Origin of the sequence: Pseudoalteromonas sp. ND6B, from assembly GCF_000764215.1 — a bacterium.
GTDB classification, from domain to species: Bacteria; Pseudomonadota; Gammaproteobacteria; order Enterobacterales; family Alteromonadaceae; genus Pseudoalteromonas; species Pseudoalteromonas tetraodonis.
Map to the genome: position 1 here is coordinate 82032 of NZ_JQFL01000078.1, position 25417 is coordinate 107448.

Annotated in this window: 22 protein-coding genes; 20 read left to right on the top strand and 2 right to left on the bottom strand. The window is 40.3% G+C overall.

All coding sequences use genetic code 11. The features are described from left to right. The first annotated feature begins 17 nt into the window (after positions 1 to 17). Positions 18 to 1040 (top strand): GGDEF domain-containing protein, encoded by a 1023-nt coding sequence (locus ND6B_RS02520; RefSeq protein ID WP_028834104.1) that lies wholly within the window; start codon positions 18 to 20, stop codon positions 1038 to 1040. On the opposite strand, the gene ND6B_RS02515 is transcribed toward ND6B_RS02520, so the two are convergent. Then, positions 1037 to 1975, bottom strand: coding sequence for a LysR family transcriptional regulator (locus tag ND6B_RS02515; protein WP_008112392.1), 939 nt, complete (start codon positions 1973 to 1975; stop codon positions 1037 to 1039). The genes ND6B_RS02520 and ND6B_RS02515 overlap by 4 nt on opposite strands. 118 nt (positions 1976 to 2093) lie before the next feature. Here ND6B_RS02515 and ND6B_RS02510 point away from each other — a divergent pair, with 118 nt between their 5' ends. The 19 genes from ND6B_RS02510 to ND6B_RS02420 all read left to right on the top strand — a co-directional run bounded on the left by ND6B_RS02510 (position 2094) and on the right by ND6B_RS02420 (position 24170). Further along, positions 2094 to 3263, top strand: a complete 1170-nt coding sequence (locus ND6B_RS02510) for an efflux RND transporter periplasmic adaptor subunit (RefSeq protein WP_033104168.1) — start codon at positions 2094 to 2096, stop codon at positions 3261 to 3263. A 9-nt stretch (positions 3264 to 3272) separates the two neighbouring features. Further along, complete coding sequence (locus ND6B_RS02505; protein ID WP_033104169.1) at positions 3273 to 6422, top strand: efflux RND transporter permease subunit; 3150 nt, start codon at positions 3273 to 3275, stop codon at positions 6420 to 6422. After that, complete coding sequence (locus tag ND6B_RS02500; RefSeq protein ID WP_033104170.1) at positions 6415 to 7827, top strand: TolC family protein; 1413 nt, start codon at positions 6415 to 6417, stop codon at positions 7825 to 7827. The genes ND6B_RS02505 and ND6B_RS02500 overlap by 8 nt, the downstream gene beginning before the upstream one ends. Before the next feature lie 8 nt (positions 7828 to 7835). Continuing rightward, entirely contained in the window at positions 7836 to 8861 is a 1026-nt protein-coding gene (locus ND6B_RS02495) for a zinc-binding dehydrogenase (protein ID WP_033104171.1), read from the top strand. A gap of 291 nt (positions 8862 to 9152) precedes the next feature. Next, positions 9153 to 11408: an acyl-CoA dehydrogenase gene (locus tag ND6B_RS02490; protein WP_033104172.1), complete on the top strand. Its 2256-nt coding sequence runs from the start codon at positions 9153 to 9155 to the stop codon at positions 11406 to 11408. Between the two features lie 323 nt (positions 11409 to 11731). Then, a complete protein-coding gene (locus tag ND6B_RS02485) occupies positions 11732 to 12049 on the top strand; it encodes a heavy metal-binding domain-containing protein (protein ID WP_008112402.1) in 318 nt (105 codons plus the stop codon). A gap of 262 nt (positions 12050 to 12311) precedes the next feature. Continuing rightward, positions 12312 to 12677: a hypothetical protein gene (locus ND6B_RS02480; protein ID WP_033104173.1), complete on the top strand. Its 366-nt coding sequence runs from the start codon at positions 12312 to 12314 to the stop codon at positions 12675 to 12677. A gap of 167 nt (positions 12678 to 12844) precedes the next feature. After that, entirely contained in the window at positions 12845 to 13432 is a 588-nt protein-coding gene (locus tag ND6B_RS02475; RefSeq protein WP_033104174.1) for a hypothetical protein, read from the top strand. 227 nt (positions 13433 to 13659) lie between these two features. Further along, a complete protein-coding gene (locus ND6B_RS02470; protein WP_033104175.1) occupies positions 13660 to 14061 on the top strand; it encodes a hypothetical protein in 402 nt (133 codons plus the stop codon). Between the two features lie 138 nt (positions 14062 to 14199). Further along, entirely contained in the window at positions 14200 to 14586 is a 387-nt protein-coding gene (locus ND6B_RS02465; RefSeq protein ID WP_033104176.1) for a hypothetical protein, read from the top strand. Between the two features lie 128 nt (positions 14587 to 14714). Continuing rightward, positions 14715 to 15104 (top strand): hypothetical protein, encoded by a 390-nt coding sequence (locus ND6B_RS02460; protein WP_033104177.1) that lies wholly within the window; start codon positions 14715 to 14717, stop codon positions 15102 to 15104. 112 nt (positions 15105 to 15216) lie between these two features. Next, positions 15217 to 15531: a hypothetical protein gene (locus tag ND6B_RS02455; RefSeq protein WP_016899706.1), complete on the top strand. Its 315-nt coding sequence runs from the start codon at positions 15217 to 15219 to the stop codon at positions 15529 to 15531. Between the two features lie 84 nt (positions 15532 to 15615). After that, positions 15616 to 16140, top strand: a complete 525-nt coding sequence (locus ND6B_RS02450; protein ID WP_235420574.1) for a GNAT family N-acetyltransferase — start codon at positions 15616 to 15618, stop codon at positions 16138 to 16140. A gap of 167 nt (positions 16141 to 16307) precedes the next feature. Beyond that, positions 16308 to 17255, top strand: a complete 948-nt coding sequence (locus ND6B_RS02445) for an oxidoreductase family protein (protein WP_033104233.1) — start codon at positions 16308 to 16310, stop codon at positions 17253 to 17255. Positions 17256 to 17388: 133 nt separating this feature from the next. Beyond that, on the top strand, positions 17389 to 18021 hold the full coding sequence (gene upp, locus ND6B_RS02440) for a uracil phosphoribosyltransferase (protein ID WP_008115315.1): 633 nt from the start codon (positions 17389 to 17391) through the stop codon (positions 18019 to 18021). 9 nt (positions 18022 to 18030) lie between these two features. After that, a complete protein-coding gene (locus tag ND6B_RS02435; RefSeq protein WP_028834749.1) occupies positions 18031 to 19269 on the top strand; it encodes a uracil-xanthine permease family protein in 1239 nt (412 codons plus the stop codon). 146 nt (positions 19270 to 19415) lie between these two features. Continuing rightward, the gene (locus ND6B_RS02430) at positions 19416 to 21158 is read left to right on the top strand and encodes an HAD-IIB family hydrolase (protein ID WP_033104179.1); all 1743 of its coding nucleotides are present in this window, start codon (positions 19416 to 19418) and stop codon (positions 21156 to 21158) included. Further along, positions 21151 to 22371 carry a glycosyl transferase gene (locus ND6B_RS02425; RefSeq protein WP_013463199.1) on the top strand — a complete coding sequence of 407 codons (1221 nt, stop codon included), beginning with the start codon at positions 21151 to 21153 and terminating at the stop codon, positions 22369 to 22371. The genes ND6B_RS02430 and ND6B_RS02425 overlap by 8 nt, the downstream gene beginning before the upstream one ends. Positions 22372 to 22391: 20 nt before the next feature. Beyond that, positions 22392 to 24170, top strand: a complete 1779-nt coding sequence (locus ND6B_RS02420) for a sugar phosphorylase (RefSeq protein ID WP_033104180.1) — start codon at positions 22392 to 22394, stop codon at positions 24168 to 24170. A 52-nt stretch (positions 24171 to 24222) separates the two neighbouring features. Here the strand turns inward: ND6B_RS02420 and ND6B_RS02415 are convergent, their stop codons facing one another. After that, positions 24223 to 25302: an ABC transporter substrate-binding protein gene (locus ND6B_RS02415; RefSeq protein WP_033104181.1), complete on the bottom strand. Its 1080-nt coding sequence runs from the start codon at positions 25300 to 25302 to the stop codon at positions 24223 to 24225. Positions 25303 to 25417 lie beyond the last annotated feature (115 nt).

Consider the following 25417-nt stretch of genomic DNA (forward strand, 5'->3'; position numbering starts at 1 on the left):
TTTGATTTAAGTTTTTTATGGATATAGCCGCTCTTAACAGTACAAAAATATTACGTAAGCATGTCTTAAAATGGATGTGTTTATTTTTTGGTTTGCTGTCATTTATTTTTGCTGTGTTTAACCTATCAAAAAATCATTTTTATATTGTAGGCGGCTTAGAGGTGTGTTTTTCCGCACTTTGTTTTTATATTTTTATACAATTGGTTAAAAACAAGCAACGAAACTGGTATGCCATAACGGTTTGTATGACTGTAACGCTCGTTATATTATGTGGAACCTTTTTGGCACCACTTAAAAATGGTTTGTTTTTGTGGGCGTTTTCTTTACCCATTTTGTATTATCTACTTCTTGGTCGAAAATACGGTATTGTGTTATCGGCCACACTTTTGGTTATGCAATCATCAGTGTTGCTTTATAAATTACCAAGCCCTTATTTTTCCTCTTTTAACCTAGCGCTCAACTTACTGTTTATTTATATTATTATATGGGTCATTTCTCATGTTTTTGAAGGAAATAGGGCCGAATTTTCGAAGCGACTTAAAAACTTGGCTTTACTTGATCCTCTCACGGGAGCAGGAAACCGTTTATCTATGAGCCATTATTTTGAAGTGGAGATAAAAGACAAATCACAGCTGTACTTGTTTTTAATTGATCTTGACCACTTTAAACAAATAAATGATGAATACGGCCATGATGTAGGAGATAAAGTGCTGGTTGAGTTGGCAACTCTATTTAGGATTACTTTTGCAAAAGGGTATGTTTTTAGGGTGGGGGGGGAAGAATTTTCTTTAATGAGCAATTTTGATAGTGCACAATCCGCGCTGGCAATGGCTGAAAATCTTAGACAAGCCGTTGCAACTAAATATATTGAAGCCAATGGTATAACCATAAATTTAACAGCCAGTGTTGGCGTAGTTAAGTATCAACAACAAAATTTGGCTGAATTAATAGCGCAAGCAGATAAGCAGCTTTATAAGGCAAAAGATGCGGGGCGCAATGCGGTTTTTTCTGATATTAACCTCTGTGCAGATGCGGCTTAATACATTTGATCAAAATTAGGAATACTGTTTTCCCAAATCGGTCTTTCTTTGCCAATGTATTCACGCACGGCATCAAAAAACAATCGTGTTCTTACCGGTAAATCTCGGTGTGGGTATACAGCATACATTGCACTGTGTTCCATTAATTTTACATCGGTAAGTAAGGGCACCAGTTGCCCATCAATCACTTCTTTATCTAAAATAAATGCCGGCGCTAAAAAGTAGGTGGTGCCAGAGAGAGTTTTCATCAGTAATACTTCTGCATCGTTTGCTCTAAACACACTTTTTATTTTTTGCTCGCAGTGCTCGCCAGTGTGGTTATAGTAATTTATGCCTTCTACCCGTAGTGAGTTGCTGGCATAACTGGCCGCTGGCAATTGTGCCAAATCAGTGATTGTTGTTGGCATACCGTATGTTTCTATAAACGCTGGCGCGGCTAATAGTAACAGACGATTACGGGCAATTTTACGAGCAATTAATGATGAGTCTTTGGGTTCACCCACTCTAAACGCTAAATCAAATCCTTCAGATACAATATCAACCAGTCGGTCATCTAAACGCAGTTCTACTTCCACTTGCGGAAAGCGTTTTTGGAAATCGTTGATCACTGGCTGTAAGTAGCGTCGACCTATTAAAGTCGATGCGGTCACTTTCAATACGCCGCGTGGCTCTTGGTGGTAGTTTTCTGCCATGCGCACCGTTTCGCCAAGCAGGCTTCGCAGCTCACCCGCTTTTTTTATCATTTCAGCGCCCGCTGCTGTAAGAGAGAATGAGCGGGTTGTTCTGTTTAATAGTCTTACCCCAAGTTCATCCTCTAACCGACTAATTTGCTTAGAGATCACTGAGCGGTCAATATTTCGTATTTCGGCTGCTTTTGCAAATGAGCCTTGCTCTACCACTTCAAGCAGCATTAATAGTCGACTGGTTGTATCCATTATTTCATCACTTAGTGAGTATTGATGCCATTTTGGCACTAATGAATTTAAAAATCTATTGTTTTTGTCATCAAGTATGTTCCGTATTATGCAATGCTAAATTAAAAGGAGCGTCGTTATGAACAAACACTTAATTGCTACAGCACTATCTGTTGCATTAATCACACTGGCCGGTTGTGCCGATGAAAGTACAGCGCAATCAGCCCCCGCACAGCAACAACAAGCTATTGATGTAGCCGAAGTCTTGGTTAAGCCAGTTCAAAGTTGGCATACCTATACAACACGCTTAGAGTCACCGCAAAAAGTGGCATTAATGCCGCGTGTATCCGGCATTATTGAGCAAATTGAATTTAAAGAAGGGGATAGCGTTAAACAAGGCGATGTATTATTTCGTTTAGACGATCGCTCATTCGCTGCAACCGTTGACAGTTTAAGCGCTCAGGTAAAAAGTGCTCAAGCAGCACTTGAACAAGCAAAAAGCGAAGCATCGCGTGCTGTACGCTTAACTGAGCGAAAAGCCATTTCGACTGAGCAAGCACAAGCGCGTACATCGACTTTACGTCAGCGTGAAGCACAACTTGCTGCACTGCAAGCGCAGCTTAAAGCTGCAAAGCTCGATTTAGAGTTTACGTCAGTGGTTTCTCCTATTGATGGCGTGATTTCTCGCGCAAATATTACCAAAGGTAACAACGTACTTGCAGGGCAAAGCGTGCTTACTTCAATTGTTTCTAATGACAAAATGTACGCTTACTTTGATGTAGATGAACGTACTTGGAATAGCGCATTTGACGAAGTAACAGCTGCAAGCAAACAGCCTGTTGTAATGCAAAAAGTAGGGCAAGACGATTTTAACTATAGCGGCCATATTAACTTTATAGATAATCAAATTAACGCATCTACAGGCACTTTACGCGTTCGTGCGGTATTTGATGATCGTAGTAACGAGCTGCGTTCGGGCTCATTTGCACGCATTAAGTTAGCTGCTAATGCAGTGCGTGAAACTGTCATTATTCCAGACAGAGCCATAGGCACAGATTTAAAAAATCGCTTTGTGTTAACGGTAGGCGAAAACAATGTGCTGCAGTATAAGCTTGTAACGGTAGGGGAGCGCTATGGATCGTTGCGAGCCATCACATCAGGACTTGAGCAAGGCGATGTTATTGCTGTAAATGGCCCAGCTCGTGTAGGACCCGGTATGCCGATATCACCAAATAAAGTGGCAATTAATACCCAAGGCGTTGCATTTACGCTAAGTGCTAACCCTGCCGATTTAGTTGCTAAGCAATAAGGTTATTAGATGAAATTTTCACACTTTTTTATACAGCGACCGATTTTTGCGGCCATGCTGTCGTTGATTATTTTAATTGCAGGTAGCATTTCATTATTTCAGCTGCCTGTCAGTGAATACCCAGAAGTTGTACCACCAACAGTGGTTGTGACTGCCAGTTACCCAGGTGCTAACCCGACGGTTATTGCACAAACAGTGGCAACACCGCTTGAGCAAGAAATAAATGGCACCGAAAACATGCTGTATATGTTTTCACAAGCAACCAGTGACGGACGTATGACGCTCACGGTGACATTTGCGTTAGGCACTGATTTAGACCGTGCCCAAGTGCAAGTGCAAAACCGAGTAAATAGTGCACTGCCGCGTTTGCCACAAGAAGTGCAGCGTTTAGGTGTAGTTGCTGAAAAATCATCACCTGATTTAACCATGGTGGTGCATTTATATTCACCTCAAAACAGCCATGACACCGCATATTTATCAAATTATGCCGATTTAAATATTAAAGATGAAATAGCGCGTTTACCTGGTGTGGGTGATATTCGTTTATTTGGTGGCGGTAAATATGCAATGCGAGTTTGGCTTAACCCCGATGCGCTAGCATCACGTGAGCTTACTGCAAGTGACGTGGTCAATGCACTACGCTCGCAAAATCAGCAAGTTGCAGCAGGTAGTTTAGGTGCGCAACCGATTTCAAATGACAGTCAGTTCCAAATTCTATTAAACGTCAAAGGACGCCTTAATAGCATTGAAGAGTTTAAACAAGTCATTATTAAAGTTGGGGAGCAAGGGCAGCTTACCCGTTTGTCAGACGTAGCACGTGTTGATTTAGGCCAAGATTCTTATGCATTGCGTGCTGAGCTTGATAATCAACCCGCTTTAGCGATGCCAATATTTCAACGTCCAGGGTCAAATGCCATTGAGCTCTCTGATCAGGTGCGTGAAACCATGGCACGTTTATCAAAAGACTTTCCTGCAGGTGTTGAATACGACATTGTTTATGATCCAACGGTATTTGTTCGTGGTTCAATTGATGCGGTGATCGCCACTTTACTCGAAGCAATCGTGCTGGTGGTGATTGTGGTTATCGTATTTTTACAAACCTGGCGCGCGTCTATTATTCCGTTAATTGCGGTGCCTATTTCACTCATTGGTACGTTTGCCGTAATGCAGTGGCTTGGGGTGTCTATTAATACCTTATCGCTATTTGGTTTAGTACTGGCTATCGGTATCGTGGTTGATGACGCAATTGTGGTCGTAGAAAATGTTGAGCGAAACATAGAAGATGGCTTATCACCGCTTGAAGCAACCCGCGTTGCAATGACGGAAGTAACCGGCCCTATTATTGCGATTGCATTAGTATTATGTGCGGTATTTATTCCGACGGCTTTTATTACTGGGCTTTCAGGGCAGTTTTATAAGCAATTTGCATTAACCATTACGATTTCAACGGTAATTTCGGCGTTTAACTCATTAACGCTGTCGCCAGCACTGGCCGCTTTATTGTTGAAATCACATGATGCCGAGCCTGATGCGTTTACCCGCGTGCTTAATAAATTATTTGGCCGTTGGTTATTCCAACCTTTTAATCGCGTGTTTGACCGTGGTGCTAAAGGGTATGAAAAGCTGGTACAAAAGCTTATTCGTATGAGCGTTGTGGTTATGGTTGCGTATATTGCTTTAGTTGGCGGTACGATTAAATTGTTTGATGCGGTACCGGGTGGCTTTATTCCACAACAAGATAAGCAATACTTAGTCGCCATTGCGCAGTTACCTGACGCTGCAAGTTTAGACCGTACAGAAGCGGTGGTAAAACAAATGCAGCAAATTGCATTAGAGGTCCCTGGGGTTGCGAACACGGTAGCGTTTCCTGGCCTTTCAGTGAATGGTTTTACTAATAGCCCAAATAGCGGCATCGTATTTACACCACTGGCGCCTTTTGCAGAGCGTACGGATCCGAGTATGTCGGCTTCGGCTATTGCAGCGCAATTAAACCAACGTTTTGCGGCCATTGATGAAGCCTTTGTCGCTGTGTTTCCACCACCGCCAATTCAAGGCTTAGGCACCACAGGTGGTTTTAAACTGCAAATAGAAGATAGAGCTAACAAAGGCTTTGAAGCCTTATTTAACAGTTTGCAATCAGTGATTGCTGCGGCGCAAAAAGATCCGGCGTTAATGGGGCTGTATTCAAGCTTTAGAATTCAAGTGCCACAAATGGATATTGATATTGACCGCGAGCAAGCGCTTATTCAAGGTATTCCATTAGATGAAGTGTTTAACTCGTTGCAAATTTATTTAGGCTCAGTGTATGTAAACGACTTTAATTTATTTGGCCGTACTTACCAGGTTAATGCCCAAGCTGATGCTGATTTTAGGGTAGACCCAGAGCAAATACTAAACCTAAAAGTGCGTAATCGTGCCGGTAATATGGTGCCGTTAGGCTCAGTATTAACGGTAACGCCTACTATTGGTCCTGATCGTGTAATGCATTACAACGGCTACCCAAGTGCAGAGCTTAATGGCAGCCCAGCGCCCGGTTATAGTTCTGATCAAGCGCAATTGGCGATTGAAGCTGTACTAGCAAAAACATTGCCTACTGGTATTGAATATGAGTGGACTGAGGTAACGTACCAGCAAGTATTAGCCGGTAATACCATGGTGTATGTATTCCCTCTGGTTGTATTGCTGGTGTTTATGGTACTGGCCGCACAGTATGAAAGCTTACGTTTACCACTGGCCATTATTTTAATTGTACCTATGACTATTTTCTCAGCGTTATTAGGAGTGTGGTTTCTAGGTACAGACAACAACATATTTACCCAAATAGCGTTGATTGTACTGGTCGCATTGGCTTCTAAAAATGCCATCCTTATGGTGGAATTTGCTAAAGATAAGCATGACACCGGATTATCGCACCTTGAGGCGATGTTAGCGGCGTGTCGATTACGTTTACGCCCAATTTTAATGACATCAATTGCCTTTACCGCAGGTGTTATACCGCTTGTATTGGCAACCGGTGCTGGAGCAGAAATGCGTCATGCCATGGGTAATGCGGTGTTCTCGGGTATGATTGGTGTAACTGTGTTTGGACTATTATTTACACCGGTGTTTTATATGCTGGTGGTAAAAAAGCCGCGCGTTGAGGAGTCTTCACATGACTAAATTTAACCTAAGCGCCCTTAAATTATCGCCATGGCTGAGTTCTGTATTAGCGGTTGCTGTGTTATCAGGTTGTGCGAGTAAAATTGACACAGCCGCTCAGCAACAACAGGTTAATGAGTTTGTTGCCAAGGCAATATCTGCAGAGCAATTTATGGGTGAAGATGAGCAAAACTGGTGGCACAAGCTGGGCTCAGCGCAGCTAAACCAACTGGTGAGCAACGCACTTGCTAATAATTACGACTTACAAACTAGTCAGCTGGTATTAAAAAGCGCTTTGGCGCGTATTGGCGAGCAACAAGCGCAATACTTACCGCAAGGAGGTATTGAGATTGGTGCAAAGCGAAGCGGGCTAGGCAATACCAATAGCCGGCAATCAAGTGCGAATTTAGCACTTGATTGGCAGCTCGACTTATTTGGTCGAATTACTGCGTTAGTCGATGCCGCGAATTCACAAGCAATGAGCCAAGCTGAGCAAGTTAGGTTATTGCAAATTGAAGTGGTGTCGGCTGTGGTTAAAGGCTTTGTGAGTTATCAAGGTAATCTGCAAAAGCAGCAAATTATTGAGATGCAAATAGAAGCGCTTGAACAAAGCATTCAAGTGCTACAGGCCCAAGTTGATGAAGGTGTTGCCAATGAGCTCGACTTAAACCGCACTATGGCGCAACTTAGACAGCAGCAAGCCTTGGTGCCGGCAATTGAATATGCCAAGTACCGTGACTTATCTACTTTGGCCGTATTAAGCGCGCAAACTACGCAATCACTGAGCATTAATGATGAACGTACTATATTAACTAAGGCTTTTGCGGTGTCATTGGCAAAGCCTAATGATGCAATAGCATTAAGACCTGATATAAGTCGTGCTTTATTTGATTTTAGCCAAGCAAATAGCCTGAGTGTAGCAGCCAGCAAAGCTTTATTGCCGGATATTAGCTTAAGCGGCTTTGCAGGCGTGTTAAGTTTAGGGAGCAACGGTTTTAGTGATACCCAGCAGCAATGGCAAGTAGCGCCGCAATTGCAGTGGTCATTATTAAGTTACCCTGCGCTTTTAGCACAACGCGATGCGCAGCAGTTTTTAAGCCAAGCGGCGTATACTGACTACCAGCAAGCGGTATTAAAAGCGATTAACGAGAGTGAACTTTCTCTGCAATTATTGGTCAATCAAGCACAGCAATCGCGCTTTGCTGATGAGCGTTATCAATTTGCTAATAATGCATTTTTACAAGCACAAGCAATGTACGAAGAAGGGCAAATTCCTTACTTAGAGTTGTTAGATGCGCGTCAGGATGTTTTAATAGCGCAAGAAAATGCCGTTGATTCAACTATTTCATCGCTACTTGCTAAAGTAAATGCCTACCAGTCATTTAATGGGCGATGGAGTTACGCGTTAAGTAATACTTACAAGTAGAGTTTTTGATGCCTAATACTGCAGATACAAACCCAAATACTATTCCTACATTCATGCGCTCTATTGTGTTAAACGAGCCTAATGAGGATATTAACTTATCGGATACTCAGTTACCTGTGCCTCAGTGCACAGGGAATGAGCTATTAGTAAAAGTAGAGTACGTTGGTTTAAACCCGGTGGATGCACAATTTGCCAAGTCTGGCTTTTGTACGTGGCAATACCCGCATGTTTTAGGCTTGGATGCAGTGGGGACAGTGGTTAAAGCGGGTAAAGGTATTTTTCCGGGGGTAGGGGAGCGTGTTATGTGGCACGCCAGCGTAGGTGAGCAAGGGGTACTGAGCGAATACGCAAAAGTGCCTAATTATGCGGTGTCTATTATTCCCAAGCAATTAGCCAGTGACAAAGCTGCAACTTTACCCTGCGCCGGAATGGCGGCATTGATCAGCTTAGATAAACTATCAGTAACTGAGGGCGATACACTTTTTGTTGAAGGTGGCGCTGGCGCTGTAGGGCAATTTGCTATTCAGTTTGCCAAGCAGCGCGGTGCAGATGTATTTACCACCGCCTCTAAGCGCAATCATAAGTTAGTTAAGCAACTCGGCGCCGATGTGGTCTTTGATTACAACGATAAAGCCTTATGTGACAAAATTCGTCGAGAGTTAGGTCCACAAGGGTTTGACGCTGTTATTGATATTATGGGGGGGGAATCGACCATTCAAAATATCGAACTAATGCGTTTTTGTGGTCGTATTGCTTGTTTAAATCCACTCCCTAACTTTGAACAGCAGCTAATGTATCGGCGTGCGCCTAATATTAGTATTGTCTCCTTAGGAGGTGCGTGGCTAGCTAACAGCTTATGTGCGCAGCAGCGGATGAGTTTTATGGGCAATTTGTTGCTTGAAACGGTAGCAAATGGCGAGATAATTCCTCCAGAAGTTTTAGCTGTTGATTTTAATGCAAACGCTGTTTCGGCTGCATTAAATAACCAGTTAGCAGGTGGTTTTACTGGCAAACAGGTAGTTAAAATAAGTTAGACTCGATTTAATCTCTCGCTTTTAAAAAACGCAGCTTAATTTTAAGCTGCGTTTTTTGTTTTTAGGTTCTTCTAAAATCCCCATTGATTGCCTTAGTGGTCTGAATTATTAATTTTTTAACAAAAAAATAAATTTTCAGCGTACAAGTGTAAGGCTTTCTATTTCAACAGTTTACGTTCAGGTAAAGAAAATAAATTGCAAAAACTGTTAATTAATTGAATAGAGTAATTGATCTAAAGCGATTTTTATGACGTAATGTAGGTATTATTTATCTGGTCGGATGAGTTCGTTATGAGTTTACGTACAAAATTAAAAAAAGTATTACCAAGCATTTCAGTTACTGAGCAAGAAGCGCTAGACGCTGGCGATGTATGGCTAGAAGGGTCTATCTATCGAGGTAAACCAGATTTCAGCGCGCTACGCGACGTACCTGCGGCTAAATTAACCGCAGACGAGCAAGCGTTCTTAGATGGCCCAGTACAAGAATTACTTGGCATGATTGACGATTCAGTCATTCAAAATGGTATTCATTTACCAAACGACATTTTAGAGTTTTTGAAAAAAGAGCGTTTCTTCTCGCTGATCATCCCTAAATCGTTTGGCGGTTTAGAGTTCAGCCCATACGCTAACTCAACAATTGTAGGTACAATTGCTACTAAAAGCTCAGCGGTTGCGGTAACCGTAATGGTACCAAACTCGTTAGGCCCGGGTGAGTTACTTCTTCACTTTGGTACAGAGGAGCAACAGGCACACTACTTACCACGTCTTGCAAATGGTACAGACATTCCATGTTTTGCATTAACAAGCCCAGAAGCAGGCTCTGATGCAGGCGGTATCCCAGATGTAGGTACCGTAACTAAAGGTATGTACAAAGGCGAAGAAGTTCTTGGTTTAGAAATTACGTGGGACAAACGCTACATTACACTAGCACCAATTGCGACCGTACTTGGTTTAGCGTTCAAAGTGGTTGACCCTGATGGTTTACTAGGCGGTAAAGAAAATCTAGGTATTACCTGTGCACTTATTCCAAAAGAGCACCCAGGCGTAGAGCTTGGTAACCGTCATGATCCTATGGGTATCCGTTTTTACAACGGTACTACACGTGGTAACAAAGTATTTGTACCAATGGACTTTATTATCGGTGGTCAGAAAAACATCGGTCGCGGTTGGCAAATGCTAGTTAGCTGTTTAGGCGCAGGTCGTGGTATTTCATTACCAGCATTAGGTGTAAGTACAGCACAAGTTGCATTTAAATCAGCTTCTGAGTACGCAGCAGTGCGTGAACAGTTTGGTTTATCAATTGGTCAATTTGAAGGTATTCAAGAAAAGCTAGCTGACATTGCAGGTAAAACATACCTACAAGAAGCAATGCGAGTATTGACAACTGAAGGTTTAGGCATGGGCTTAAAACCATCTGTAGTGACTGCAATTGCTAAATACCATATGACAGAGCTTGGTCGTGATGTACTTGATTCAGCAATGGATATTCAAGCAGGTAAAGCGATTCAAAACGGTCCACAAAATACATTAGCGAGTGGTTATGTAGCGCAGCCAATTGCCATTACGGTAGAGGGCGCAAACATTCTTACTCGTAACCTGATGATCTTTGGTCAAGGTGTTATGCGTTGTCACCCATACTTACAATCTATGGTTGAGTCTATCCACAGCGATGACAAAAACGCAGATGCAGAATTTAACGGTATTTTACGTAAGACGATTGGCTACAGCACAGCAAATAGCTTACGTGCATTCCGTTTAGGTGTATTACCGTTTACTGCTGGTGCAAACTCAGCACTACCAGAAGTACGTGACTACGAAAAAGCAGTACATAAACTATCAGCTAAATTAGCTGTGTATGCTGACTTCTCGTTACTAGTACTAGGCGGTAAGTTAAAGCAAGCTGAAATGCTTTCAGCACGCTTAGGCGATGTAATGAGCTTCTTATATGCAGCTATGGCATCTATTAAGTATTACGAGCAAAAAGTAGCAAGTAGTGAGCGCGAGCAAGCGGCTCCTTACTTCCATTATGCGACTCGTTTTGCATTACAAAGTGCTGAAGAAGCATTGCACAAGTTCCTAGATAACTTCCCTGCAAGTGGTACTCGTAAGTTCATTCGTTTCATTACTATGAACTACTCAACTAAAATGCCAAAAATCAGCGATGATTTAATTCGTGAATTAGCGAAACAAGCTCAGCTTGATACAGCATTTAAAGCGCAAATTACCCATTTAGTTAAGCCAATTGAAGGTGATGGTCATCACATCAACGAGCAAGCTTACAAAGCTAAAATGGCATCACTTGAGTTATTAGCAAAAGTGAAAAAAGCGCTACGTGCTAAAACCTTTAAACCGGGTACGCGTTTTTCAATCACGCTTGAAAATGCACTTGCTGCAGAAGTAATTAACGACGCTGAATTTGTTCAGTTAAGTGATTACAACAAAAAACGTGAAAAAGCGATTCGTGTTGACGAGTTCGACTTCGATATGAACATCCTAGACGACAACGCACAGCCAGTTAATCCGCTTAAAAGCGTGGTTAACCAATAAAATTCAATAATGCAAAGCGCCTGCAGTTTAGGCGCTTTTATTGATACAAAATTAGTGTGGAGTCCTGCTTGAGTAACATCAAGCGGGGCTTTTTTATGGGTGTAATTTAAGCCCATAACTAATGGCGGCTAATTTAATGGTACAGAACATTATTAAACGTTGTTTTAGTGTATTTTAACAATGGGTGGTAAATAAGTTACGTAATTACTTGTTTACATTAGAGTTGTTTAGTGGAATTATTGAGCGTATATAATATACGCTGTTTTGAGGGTTATAACTCCCAAAGTGGTGTTTAATGAGCTGTTATCTTTTAGGGAAAAATTATGATTTATACGACAACGGAAACTGTGCCTGGCAAGGAAATCGAAGCTGTATTGGGTATCGTTAATGGTAACATGGTTCAGTCTAAACATGTTGGTCGAGATATCATGGCTGGTTTAAAAGGGATTGTGGGCGGCGAACTCAAAGGCTATACCGAGATGTTGATGGAAGCTCGAAATGTAGCGGTAGAACGATTAATAGAAGATGCAAAAAAGTTAAATGCCGATGCAATAGTAGGAATACGATTTACAACTAGCTCAGTTACTGATGGGGCATCAGAAATATTAGTGTTTGGCACAGCCGTTAAACTTCGAACATAACAAACAATTTAAGCAGATTCGCAACACGTGGCATTTTGGTGCTTTCTTTCAAAGCCAAGAAATGAGGACGTTTTCCTCTTTTCTGTATTTTAATAAAAGAACAGCCTGACTTAAAGCTGGCAATGTGTTACATGATTTGTAATTAATATTTAAAACAATGAAGAGGACATATATTGCTCATAAAAAGAGGAAAGTGTCCTTTGATAAAGTTGTTAGCTATACGTATTAAATTCAACGTTAGTAGCAAAAATAGGATAATAAAATGAATCTAAATGCATTAAATGAAATTGTAAAGAATAGCCCTGAAGTGCTTGAACAATCAGCTCGAGATAATGGCTCGGACGAGGGCGTAGTTATGGGAATTGCCCGCTTTGTGATCGGTAATGGTTATGATGCTTTATCTTCTAATCAACAGTATCACTTTGACAATGTAATTCGCCATCTAATTGAAGATATCCAGTGCTCAGGTTATACCCACGAACATGAAGAGTATCATCGTGAATGTACCAACATTCTTGATGACGATGATTTGGTCGAGTATTACCAAGAGCAATATGGTTACTGTGAAAGTTGCCAAGGGCAAGCTGATGCCGATGCTCATAGCAAAGCGACGTTTATGGCAGATTAGGGTGCAGTTAAAACGGTACAGCTAACAATCTGTTTAAGAGTAATTCGCAACGCTCGGCATTTTTCCTATGCGTTTCGTCTAGTGTTTAAGGTGGTATGCGGAAGCATCGGTATTGCGTTGCTCACACCTTAACAGGACGTTATGTTTTACAGAGGCTCTGGTGCAAAATGGAAATTAATTTAGAAACTCTTAGAACACTGTTCAGTGGATTAACTCTTGTATCGATTATTATTGCTTATTTCACATTTAAAACCAATAAGGCAAAGAATGATGAAGATAAGAAAATAGCTAAAGATAAAGAGGTTAACCTACAAGCAACTCAATCACTTGAGTGGGCATACGAAGTATTAACTCAAGGTAATGTAAATCAAGTTCCAGAACCTGACCGATTAAATTGGCTAACTGCTGCTAGACATATTCAAAGGTATTATAAGCTTAGAGGCTTAATAAAAACTGACACTTATAAACTATTAAATGCTGAAGTCGAAGAATATTGGCGACATACATTTTATAGGCTACTTGACCGTAGAGAGATGGCAAACATAAATTACTTTACAGATAACGCTAATCAAGAATGGCCTGAGAACATCGAATTAACTTCAGCAATGATAATCTCAGAGTTCTCTCAGTGGGATGAAAATATTGAAGATCCTATAGATATTGTTGAGAGAGAAGACTTAATCAATAAAGGTGCCTTTAAAGGTGTGTTTGGGCGTGGTTTAAGGACTTACTCTGAAAGGCTTTTTAGAAAGTAAGACATAATAAGTCATTAAAGCAGGACAAAAAACTGTTGGTTTTGCTCCTGCGTCGCTTATTTTAGTCTACTATTTTTCGCCGTTGATGAAAACGTTAGCTGTTTTTTCTAGCTGAGTTAAATAAATCAATAATGGGGATATAAAACAGTCTACTTTTTCGTTCGTCAACATTTTAGCAAACAACTTTTTGCCCAATATTAGGGCGTTATGCCATTAGGAGAGAACTTATGTTGAAAAGGATGTCTTGGATATTGCTGGTTTGTACATTTTGTGCCCATTCGGGTGAAGAGGTACTTTCTATTGATAGAGTTGTACCTAATAGTTTTGATTTGGCCTTTCCAAACGAATCAAACATTCAGCCAGAGCAGAGTGATTTTAGTGTAAATAACTTTGTATTAATGAGTAATGATTCTGGTGAGCGTTGGGCGGTAGTAACTTTGACTAATATGGCATCAGGTCGACGAAGTCTAACTAATAAACACCTAATGGCTATCGTTGCAGATGGGCAACGAATTGCGCCATTGGAGTTTTTACAATCATTCAAAGCAGATGAGACACTATCGTTAACTATCAACTTTGGTGAAAGTAAGTTTCCTTTGCTATCAATATATTCAAGGTCTGGCAAATAACAAAACCATCAATGCACTCGCAGGCTCGTTGGATATCAAAACTATACGGCGATTGAGTTTGGTGCTCTGCATAATTTAACCAAATTGCTGTTACGTTTTTGTGCCCTATATGTGGGTTTATGTGTACAAGGAGGCAAAGTGAATATCAGACATATTTTATTACTCGTTATCATCTTATTTATATCTGGTTGTACTACGTCAGGCCAGCTTTATTATGTTGATGCTAAAGGTAATGAGAAACTTGGTTGTGATGTAGAATTTATAGGTATGCCAAGTGTTGATAAATTTGCTGTTGAATATGCTTTAAGCCTTTGCGCTAAAAGCATTGTTAAAAAAGGCGGTGTGATCCAGGAAAAACACCTTTTAATGGTTGATACAACCATTCCATTAGCCCCATGTGAAAAGGCTTGGACTCACGAATTAGCTAAGCAACAATATCAGGCTAAAAAGTTAACTAAGAAAGAGTATGGCTATATTGTTGCAAATATAGATTTAGGTTTAGCAACGGTCAACAAGTGCACATAACAGGCGCTTTGAGCGCGGAACTGCTAACAGTTGACTCAGTTTCGCTTCGTTACACATTTTAGCCAACAATTATCAGCCCATTATCCGGGCTTTAGGTTTTCATCAAAATATGGAGTTTTATTTTAATTATGGAAGAATCAGTTCAAGTCGAAAATAATGAAGATAGTATAAAGAAATCTCGAAGTGTAGAAAAAAATAAAATCCAAAATGAAACAATTACAACAGAGTTACATTTTGAGTTGTTAAAACAGTATGCATGGCTATCATCAGCAATAATAGGTGCTGTTGTTATACTTATTCAATTAAAAGTACTTACCTTTGGCTCAAAGGTTTATATTCCTTTAGGTTGTTTTTGTTTTTCAATTCTTAACTCTTTAATTGCTCAAGACTATATAGTTGAGTCATTAACAAAAGGTAAAACTATTTATGATATCTCAAAAAAAGTATATATATTACGCAACTTCTCTATATTTGGTTTAGGGCTTGGCGTAGGGTTACTTGCTAATAGCTTTATTTAGTCAACAAACACATTAAGCAGAATAAAACAGTTGGCTTTTGTTCCTGCGTCTCTAATTTTGCCAGCTATTGTATTGCCTTTTTTGGGGCGTTAAATACCTAAATGGAGTTTAGATGAATATTCAAGTTTTTAGACCAAAACAATTTGTGGATATGGCGAGAGACTATAAGTTGTTTGCGGATGACGTAGAAGTTGCCACTATAAAAAGAGGGGTTACGCAAACAGTAAACATCCCTGATTCAACTAAAAATATTCAAGCGAAAATAGATTGGTGTTCAAGCCAAACCTTTCCTGTAGCCTCTATTACTGACAAAGGAATTATTATTAAAAATTCTTTCGGTAGTAATATATTCAAATTGCTTTTTTTAACTATTTATTATGTCAGTTTCGGTAAAAGCAAATACTTATCGGTAACAAACGGTATTTAGCATGAACATTAAACGGACAATGTTCTTCCCCCGTTCTAGTGGACACATCCTCATCAATTTAATTAACAATTTTAAGTCTGTTATTTGGCAAAAGGATTAGAGGTTCATATGGTGTTTGAAAAACTGGCTAAATATCATGCTAGTCAACTGTTAGATTTTGAATTAGAAAATAAGCAATGGTTTGAAACGCTAATTGAGCCTAGAGCTAAATCGTTTTATTCAATAAAAGGTGTTATCGAGCACATTGATTTATTAATTAATCAAATGGATGAAGGCACTGGTTATAGTGGGGTATTACTTCAAAATAACATTATAGTTGCACGAGCAAATATTAAGGACGTCTCAAATAATGAAGCGTTTGTTGGCTATCGTGTGGCTGAAGCTTTCACTTCTAAAGGGGCTGCTAGTTTTTGTTTGTCACAGCTTAAAAATATTGCTCAAAATAAATTTAATATTACTCAGCTGAAAGCGCTGGTTTTGGAAAATAATCCCGCATCAATGCGTGTACTAAAAAAATTTGGTTTCCAAGCCATAAATACAAATGTAAACACTATAACTTTAAATGGTAGACGGCTGAGTTGTATAGAGTTCTGTGCAAAATACGCATGACAAGCTGCTTTTTGTGGTATGACTAATTTTGCCATCCATTCAAAAAAATAGCATTGTGTATTTACATACAGGTTTGTGTAAAACTATACAGAGCTTTTTACTAAGACCTTTTATTAAAAACACCGTCTAATGTTAAGCTAACTAAAATTAAGCAACCTAATATGGCTATGTCTTCTTATCTTCCATTACTTACCCCGTATTTTGAACGTATAGCTATTGGCGAAACCCTAACCTCGCTTTGGAGTGGCTGTGGTCAAATTGTGAAGTGTCAACTTGATGAGCAAGCCTGTGTAATTAAAGCGATTAAAGTACCCGATCACATTAATCATTCTAAAATTAAACAAAGTGCGTTTGCGCTTAATAGAAAGCGTGACTCTTACCACGTTGAATATACGTTTTATCAGCAATTTAGTCATGCACTACCCAAGCAAGCTGCAGCTATTGAATGCATTAAAGCAATCAACAAAGGCGATGAATTTGCCTTGGTGTTTAAAGATTTTTCAAAACAGGGATACACCCAAGCAACCACTGAGAATATAAAGGCGATATTAAAGTGGTTGGCACAGTTTCATGCCTTTCATTTAAATGCAACGTTTGACGGCTTATGGGAGCAAGGAAGCTATTGGCATTTGGATACCCGGCCTGATGAATTTAATAACTTACCTAAAAAGTCCGATATTAAACAGGCAGCTACTCAATTAAATAATGCGTTAAAGCAATGTGACTACCAAACGTTAATTCATGGTGATGCCAAGCTTGCTAATTTTGCAGCAAATAGCCAAGGGCATATACGCGGTTACGACTTTCAATATGTGGGTGCGGGTGTTGGAGTGGTCGATGTAATGTATTTTATGACCAGTTGTTTGGACGATTCTGAGCTTCACAAACACGCACAAACTTACCTCGACTATTATTTTAGCAAGTTTAAAAAAGCACTCAGTCACTACCAACCAGCAGTGAATGCGGATGACGTTATTGCACAATGGGCTCATTTATGGCCGGTGGCGTGGGCAGACTTTTATCGGTTTTTACTTGGGTGGAGCCCCGAGCACAAAAAAATTAACGGCTACATGCAAGCCCAGGTAAATAATTGGTTAGCCAGTAACAACTCATAAACACAAAAAGTTGAACAGTTATGGCTAAATTAAATATTTTGGCACGAACTATGAAATCAGGGCTAAAATTAACAGTCAAACGGCCTGTTTTAATATAAAATACGTCAAATTTTTTATCACTAGGTTTATTACTATGGCTATTCACGTTATTTCTCACCCCCTTGTTCAACATAAGTTAGGTTTAATGCGCGCGCATGGAATTAGCACGAAAAGTTTTCGAGAGTTGTGTTCAGAAGTTGGCACATTATTAACTTACGAAGCCACTAAAAACCTAGAATTAGAAGATAACGAAATTACAGGTTGGGACGGTAATAAACTTAAAGTTGAGCATATTAAAGGTAAAAAAATTACCGTTGTGCCAATTTTACGCGCAGGCCTTGGGATGATGGACGGCGTAATGCAATTACTCCCAGCGGCTAAAGTGAGTGTAGTGGGTTTAGAGCGTAACGAAGAAACACTTGAGCCAGTACCTTATTTTGAAAAGCTAGTAGGTAATATTGATGAGCGTTTGAGCTTAGTCATCGATCCTATGCTGGCTACTGGTGGCTCTATGATCGCCACCATCGATATGCTTAAAAAAGCAGGCTGTAAAGAAATTAAAGTCATTGTACTGGTTGCTGCACCTGAAGGCGTTGAAAAAACATTAGCCGCTCACCCAGATGTAGAGATTTTTACTGCCTCAGTTGATAGCCACCTTAATGAAAAAGGCTATATTATCCCGGGATTAGGGGATGCAGGTGATAAAATTTTCGGTACGGTTTACTAGGGTTTAGCAGTGCAAAATAATTCTACGTTTTCAATAAAAACCATTTTAACGGGTGCCCAAATGCTATTTGTAGCGTTTGGTGCGCTGGTATTAGTGCCTATTTTAACGGGTCTCGATCCGAGTGTTGCGTTGTTTACCGCAGGTTTAGGTACTTTGTTGTTTCAATTTGTCACTAAAGGCCAAGTGCCTATTTTTTTAGCCTCGTCATTTGCGTTTATTGCACCTATTATTGCCTCAGTGCAAATGTGGGGCATACCCGCCACTATGGGCGGCTTAATGGCAGCGGGCTTTACTTATATGCTATTGAGTTTATTGGTGAAGTTTAAAGGCACAAAAACCTTACATAAAATTTTGCCGCCAATTGTGGTCGGCCCAGTCATTATGGTAATTGGCCTCGCTTTAGCGCCTGCTGCGGTTAATATGGCCATGGGTAAAAGTGGCGATGGTGGTACACAAATTATTGCCTACGACAGTGCCATTATTATTTCTATGTTCTCATTACTAGTCACTTTAGTGTTTGCCGTGTGGGGCAAAGGGGTATTTAAACTGATCCCAATTTTAGCCGGTGTTGTTGCCGGTTACACGCTTTCGTTATTTATGGGTGTAGTGCAGTTTGAAACAGTCAGTAATGCACAGTGGTTGGCAGTGCCTAACTTTGTACTGCCAGAGTTTAAATGGCAAGCCATTTTGTTTATGGTGCCGGTGGCAATTGCGCCTGCTATTGAACACATTGGCGACATGATGGCAATTAGCCAAGTTACAAAAAAAGACTATTTGAAAAAGCCAGGGCTACATCGCACTTTATTTGGTGATGGGTTAGCCACGTCTGCTGCGTCATTATTTGGCGGCCCACCTAACACCACTTACTCAGAGGTAACTGGTGCGGTAATGCTAACTAAAAACTTTAACCCTAAAGTGATGATGTGGACTGCCATTATTGCAATTTGTTTAGCGTTTGTGGCTAAAATGGGCGCGGGCTTGCAAACCATTCCGGTCCCTGTAATGGGCGGCATAATGATTTTATTATTTGGCTCTATTGCCGTTATTGGCTTAAATACCTTAGTTAAATCGGGCGATGACTTAAGCGAACCACGCAATTTAAGTATTGTGGCGCTTATTTTAATTTGCGGTATTGGTGGTATGCACATTGGTAGCAGCCAGTTCAGCCTTGAAGGTGTGAGCTTATGCGCTGTTTTAGGCATAGTATTAAATTTAGTATTCCCAAAAGCACAGAGCAACGAGAATTAAATTTGCACTGTGGTTAAAAATATTGCACCAAAAAAGCGCATTTTAAATGCGCTTTTTTTTTAACCTACTAAAAAGTAACAATAAATAATATTGGTCTAGTAACTGCATTTCCTCATTCATACCCTATAGTTGAATCAGGGATTGTTATATTGGAGGCCAATAGTGTGGATATAAATGCTTTTTTAGTAAAACATCAATTGCCGTTGAAATATCAATATATTAGTGAGCAGTATTTTTCTGTTATTGCTCAGGATATTTTAACCAGCAAAAAAAATGCGCCTTTATTTGTTGCCATCAACGGCTGCCAAGGCTCAGGAAAAACCACGCTTGGTGACTATTTAGTGACTTGGTTTGAGCAAAACACCCACCTAAATTGTGTCGCACTCTCTATTGATGACTTTTATTTATCAACCCAAAAACGTCAGCAGCTAGCACAAGATGTGCATTGTTTATTTGCCATCCGTGGAGTTCCAGGCACACATGATGTTGCCCTTATGGATAAAACCATTAGTCGCTTGTTAAATAAAGAGGTTAATGTACCGCTGCCACGTTTTGACAAGCAACAAGATGAACCCGTAGCAAAAAATAAATGGTTAACCAATAGCCAGCCAGTCGATATTGTTATTTTAGAAGGGTGGTGTGTAGCCAGTGAGCCACAGCAGCCTTTTACCTTAATTGAGCCCATTAATGAGCTAGAAAAATCATACGATCAGCAAGGACTATGGCGCCGCTGTATTAATAGCTGTTTAGCCAATGAGTATAAAACCGTATTTAATAAAATTGACTACACAATTATGCTTAAAGCGCCGAGTTTTGATGATGTTTTTGCATGGCGCCAAGAGCAAGAGCACAAGCTAATCGCAAAACAAGGCCAAGGCGCAGGAACCATGACCGACGAGCAGCTGCTTTGGTTTATTTCTCACTTTGAGCGTATTACCCGAGAAAACTTAAATACCCTCAGTGCCAAAGCGAATGCATTAATAGAGCTTGATAGTCACCGTGATGTAGTCGCAATGCAGCTAACTAGCGACAATATTGGTCAGCCCATTATTTTTACCGATTTAGATGGTACGTTACTAAATCATAGAGACTACAACACCGAAGCGGTCGACACTTTATTACAAGAGTTGCAATACAGCGGTGTGCCGGTGGTATTTAACACCAGTAAAACCTTTAGTGAAGTGGTGGCACTGCAACAAGCGCTCAATATTAAACAGCCTTTTATTGTTGAAAATGGCTCGGCTGTCTATATTCCTGAAAATTACTTTACCCTCAGACCCATTGGCTGCAGCGAATACCAAGGCTATTGGTGTTATTCATTTGCGGCGCCCATTAGCAATTTATGGGCTGATTTAACACATTTAAAAAAAGACTACAGCGACCAATATAGTTTATTCAGTGAGTTATCGTGTGAGCAGGTAATGCACATCACAGGGTTAAACGCGATACAGGCGGCGCAAGCACAGAATCGTCAATATTCAGATCCGCTCTGCTGGCATGGCGAAGAGCACAAACTCAACGAATTTATAAACGCAATAACAGTGTACGGCTACGACGTTAAAGTAGGCGGGCGCTTTATTCACATTGGTAAAAATACCGATAAAAGCATGGCGCAGCAATGGCTAGTGAAACAGTTTACTGCGCAGTTTACTAAGCCGCTAAGCATTATTGCGCTTGGGGATAGTGATAATGATAAGCAAATGCTCGAAGAGGCAGATATTGCCATTATTATTGCCAATCCAGAGAGCAAAAAGCCGGTTAAATTAACCCATAACAAAGCGCGTTATTCTCAGTTGCCAGCGCCGTTAGGCTGGGTAGAAGAAATCACTGCATTACCTTGTATTAACAGCATTTTACCCAATTTTGAGGAGTATAGTTTACATGGCTGATTTTTATCAAAATGGCATCATTACAACGTTACATAATATTGCCAACAGACCGGTAGATGATTTAGAAAAAGAGTTGCTGAGTTTTAGTAAGCAGCGACCCATGGGGCTTATTTTGCCCTCATTATTTAGTGAGTTAGAAGGCCCCGCGCTACAAAATATTGTTAAAGAGCTGCAAAAAGTACCTTATTTATCACAAATTACCATAGGCTTAGACAGAGCCGACGAAAGCCAATATCGTTATGCACTGAACTTTTTTAAAGCGCTTGATCAAAACCACAAAGTACTTTGGAACGACGGGCCACGCTTACAAGCGCTCGACAAAGAGCTTCAAGCCTTAGGTGTGGCGCCACGCGAGCTCGGTAAAGGGCGTAATGTGTGGTATTGCATGGGGTATAAATTAGCCACCGCTGAGGTTGAATCAATCGCCTTGCATGACTGTGATATTTTAACTTATGACCGAGGCTTATTAGCGCGGTTAATATACCCTGTGGCACACCCTCGATTTAACTATGAGTTTTGTAAAGGCTTTTACCCGCGTACCGCCAATGGAAAAATTAATGGCCGTGTCTCTCGGCTATTGGTTACTCCGTTATTGCGCTCGTTTAAAACCATTTTAGGCAGCCGTGATTACCTTGAGTACATGGACTCGTTTCGCTACCCATTAGCGGGTGAGTTTTCGTTTAGGCGCGATGTATTAAACGATATTCGTATTCCTAGCGACTGGGGATTAGAAATTGGCGTATTAAGCGAAATGTACCGTAACTATTCTCATAACCGATTATGCCAAGTCGATATTGCCGATAATTACGATCATAAACATCAGGAATTATCGCTCGACGACCAAACCGCTGGCCTTTCTAAAATGTCGATTGATATCACCAAAGCACTATTTAGAAAGTTAGCAACGCAAGGGGTTACCTTTACCAGCGAAACTATTCGCTCATTAAAAGCCACATATTACCGTATTGGTTTAGATTTTATTGAAACCTATCATAATGATGCACTAATGAACGGTTTAACCCTTGATATTCACCAAGAAGAAAAAGCCGTTGAAATGTTTGCGCAAAATATCATGAATGCCGGTCAGCACTTTTTAGAAAACCCAATGGAAGCACCCTTTGTGCCGAGTTGGAATCGTGTGGCCTCGGCAATGCCAGACGTACTTGAGCGTTTAAAAGAAGCCGTTGAGCTAGATAACGAGCAATACAGTTAACATCATTAAACGAGGCGCCTGTGAATATAGTTAAAGAACAGTTTTTTCAACGAGTTGAACAACATTTACATGCTATTTATCAAGATGTTGAATTACCGATAGCAATAAGCGAATTGACTGAAGAATTGATCACCTTAATTTTAGGTGATAACCCACTTCGCGATCCCACGCCACACACTAACCGCTGGGATGAGCAAGATGTTGTGCTAATTGCCTATGGCGATTCGATAATAAACCATGAAGACAGTGATTTAGCCGTAGGCACCCCTTTAGAGGCGCCTTTAAAAACCTTGCATCGCTTTATAAAAGAGCAGTGCGATCATCAGCTTAATGCACTGCACATTTTACCCTTTTATCCGTATAGCTCAGATGAAGGATTTGCGGTAATGAACTATGCACACGTTAATGAAGCGCTGGGTGACTGGCAAGACATTAACGCGATTGCAAAAGATGTAAAACTGATGGCGGATTTAGTCATTAATCATTGCTCTAGTCGAAGTATTTGGTTTGAAAACTTTTTAACTGATACACACCCCGGAAAAGATTACTTTAAAACAGCCAGTTTAACTGACGATTTAAGCCAAGTAGTTCGTCCTCGTACATCGCCACTATTAAATACGGTAACAACAACCAGTGGTGAAAAACATGTATGGTGCACATTTAGTCATGATCAAGTGGATTTTGATTTTGAAAATCCCGAGGTGTTAAAAGAGTTTGTCGGCATTATTCGTCATTATTTAGACAACGGTATTCGCTTATTTCGCCTTGATGCTGTGGCCTTTTTATGGAAACAACTTAATACCAGTTGTATAAATTTACCGCAAACCCACGAAGTAGTACGTTTATTACGAACGCTGATTGAGCATGCCGAGCCAAGTGTGGTGATCATCACCGAGACTAATATTCCCAATCAGGAGAACTTGTCTTACTTTGGTAATGCCAACGAAGCCCATGCAATTTACAACTTTGCCTTGCCGCCGTTGTTGTTGCATACCTTACTTAGTGGCGATAGTACGGCGCTTAAGCATTGGATGATGAGTATGCCGCCTGCACAAAACGGCACTGCGTATTTTAATTTTATTGCTTCTCACGATGGCATTGGTTTAAGGCCAATTGAAGGCTTGCTGCAACCCAGTGAGGTTGCTTCATTAGTCAGTACCACCATGCAGTTTGGTGGGCGCGTTTCAATGCGTACTAGTCACGATGGCACACATACCCCGTATGAGCTAAATATTGCCTTGTTTGATGCCTTACAAGGGACGCATAATGGCGCGGATAAATTTGGCCTTGAGCGCTTTTTATGTGCTCACGCCATTATGTTTGCAATGGAGGGGATCCCAGGGCTGTATATACATAGTTTACTTGGCACCACTAATGACTATGAACGCTTTGATAATTCGCAGCACAATCGCGCGATTAACCGTCATCGCTGGCAAGAGTCAAAATTATTAGCGGCAATTGCAGAAAAATATAGTCATCATCATCAAGTATTCAACGGAGTAAAACAGTTATTAGCAGTGCGTAAAAGGCAAGCGGCATTTCATCCTAATGCAACACAGTTCACTTTGCATTTAGGAGAGGGGTTATTTGGTTTTTGGCGACAAAGCATTGACCGCCAGCAAAGTATTTTTTGTATTTATAATATCAGCAGTCAGCCACAAAGCTTAACCTTGGCCGATTTGAACTTAATAAATACACAGCAATGGCATGAGCTGCTCTCTAAAACAGTGCTGGATGAAGAGCTTAAAACTATGCAATTAGCACCGTATCAAACACTCTGGTTATCTAATAGGGCATAATTAACGACGTTTAAAGTAATCAATGTAACTGTAAAGGGGCTTTACAGTTACATTACTCAAGCGCGAGTAGTAAGTTTTCTATAGTAAATTCAACTTTGTCTGGGCGGGTTTTACTAAACTGCGAAAAGTCTATTTCGGCTAGGTTATTCGCATTAATTGCATTATATAAAGGCTTATTTGTATCGTTGAGTGGCTGAAAAATATCATTAGTGCTGTGAAAAAGTGGCCAATGCTTTAAATCAGTATGGTTATCAAATAAGTTTATAATTGCATGAGCCCCTAATAAAACATGACCCCCTATCGATATATCAAGCGTGTATGCGTTATTAGGCGCAGAATCCCAGTTAATCCCACCCACAATAACCTGCGATTGTTTGTTTAGTTGCGTTAATGCTCTTTTAGCACCAAACGCAATGGCATCATTAGCGCACCAAATAATGTTAATTTCAGGCGCAAGTTGCATATAGGCCATGGTTTTTATATAGCCTTCTTGCTCAGACCAATTTGCAACCTCTTTAGCGGTTAAGGTTACTTTGGATGTTTGCACTAAAAAATCCATTAACCCTTGGGTACGTAAAGTGGAAGCAGGGGTTGTGTAGTCCCCTAGTAAAGCTAATGTATGAGCTGGCGTTTTTGTTTTATTGGTAAACTTTTTATAAAGCTGCTGCATCAATGATTTACCTGCAACACGATTATTTGGGGTAATACTGCCGACCACATTGACGCCATTTGTTTGCAATTGCTCGAGAGACGCAGGGGAAGGACGATTTAATAAAAAATAAATGGGAACCTTGTTACTGTCTATTTTAGATAGGTATTGGCTGGTGACATTTTTTTCGTTTACCAATAACAGGTAATCAGGCTTATCGTTAATGGCCTGCTGGATCAGCTCTTTCATTAAAATATGATTTCGATTGGCGTATTTTATAGTTAATGTCACATCTAAATCTGTGGCAGCATTTTGCATAATTTTAGAAACATGAAACCAAAAATCACCGGTTTTATTGCTATTAGCTTCAGTTGAATTTGAAAATCCAGGATTGATGAATATGATCTCTAAGGCATTAATACTGTAACTACTGAATAGCAGGTAGGAAAAAGTTATCAGGCGGTGTAATTTAAACAAAGGCATATGTTTCTCTATAGATTTTATAAAGCTCGATTTTTACCTTGCTAACTAGCTCCGTGGTGACATCTAAGCGTTATGCTATATAATACCCCAGTAAGTTTAGCATGTATGCAGCAAT

Coding starts and splice junctions, on each gene's coding strand:
- ND6B_RS02520 (WP_028834104.1), top strand. CDS start 18: ATGGATATAGCCGCTCTTAACAGTACAAAAATATTACGTAAGCATGTC.
- ND6B_RS02515 (WP_008112392.1), bottom strand. CDS start 1,975: ATGGATACAACCAGTCGACTATTAATGCTGCTTGAAGTGGTAGAGCAA.
- ND6B_RS02510 (WP_033104168.1), top strand. CDS start 2,094: ATGAACAAACACTTAATTGCTACAGCACTATCTGTTGCATTAATCACA.
- ND6B_RS02505 (WP_033104169.1), top strand. CDS start 3,273: ATGAAATTTTCACACTTTTTTATACAGCGACCGATTTTTGCGGCCATG.
- ND6B_RS02500 (WP_033104170.1), top strand. CDS start 6,415: ATGACTAAATTTAACCTAAGCGCCCTTAAATTATCGCCATGGCTGAGT.
- ND6B_RS02495 (WP_033104171.1), top strand. CDS start 7,836: ATGCCTAATACTGCAGATACAAACCCAAATACTATTCCTACATTCATG.
- ND6B_RS02490 (WP_033104172.1), top strand. CDS start 9,153: ATGAGTTTACGTACAAAATTAAAAAAAGTATTACCAAGCATTTCAGTT.
- ND6B_RS02485 (WP_008112402.1), top strand. CDS start 11,732: ATGATTTATACGACAACGGAAACTGTGCCTGGCAAGGAAATCGAAGCT.
- ND6B_RS02480 (WP_033104173.1), top strand. CDS start 12,312: ATGAATCTAAATGCATTAAATGAAATTGTAAAGAATAGCCCTGAAGTG.
- ND6B_RS02475 (WP_033104174.1), top strand. CDS start 12,845: ATGGAAATTAATTTAGAAACTCTTAGAACACTGTTCAGTGGATTAACT.
- ND6B_RS02470 (WP_033104175.1), top strand. CDS start 13,660: ATGTTGAAAAGGATGTCTTGGATATTGCTGGTTTGTACATTTTGTGCC.
- ND6B_RS02460 (WP_033104177.1), top strand. CDS start 14,715: ATGGAAGAATCAGTTCAAGTCGAAAATAATGAAGATAGTATAAAGAAA.
- ND6B_RS02455 (WP_016899706.1), top strand. CDS start 15,217: ATGAATATTCAAGTTTTTAGACCAAAACAATTTGTGGATATGGCGAGA.
- ND6B_RS02445 (WP_033104233.1), top strand. CDS start 16,308: ATGTCTTCTTATCTTCCATTACTTACCCCGTATTTTGAACGTATAGCT.
- upp (WP_008115315.1), top strand. CDS start 17,389: ATGGCTATTCACGTTATTTCTCACCCCCTTGTTCAACATAAGTTAGGT.
- ND6B_RS02425 (WP_013463199.1), top strand. CDS start 21,151: ATGGCTGATTTTTATCAAAATGGCATCATTACAACGTTACATAATATT.
- ND6B_RS02415 (WP_033104181.1), bottom strand. CDS start 25,302: ATGCCTTTGTTTAAATTACACCGCCTGATAACTTTTTCCTACCTGCTA.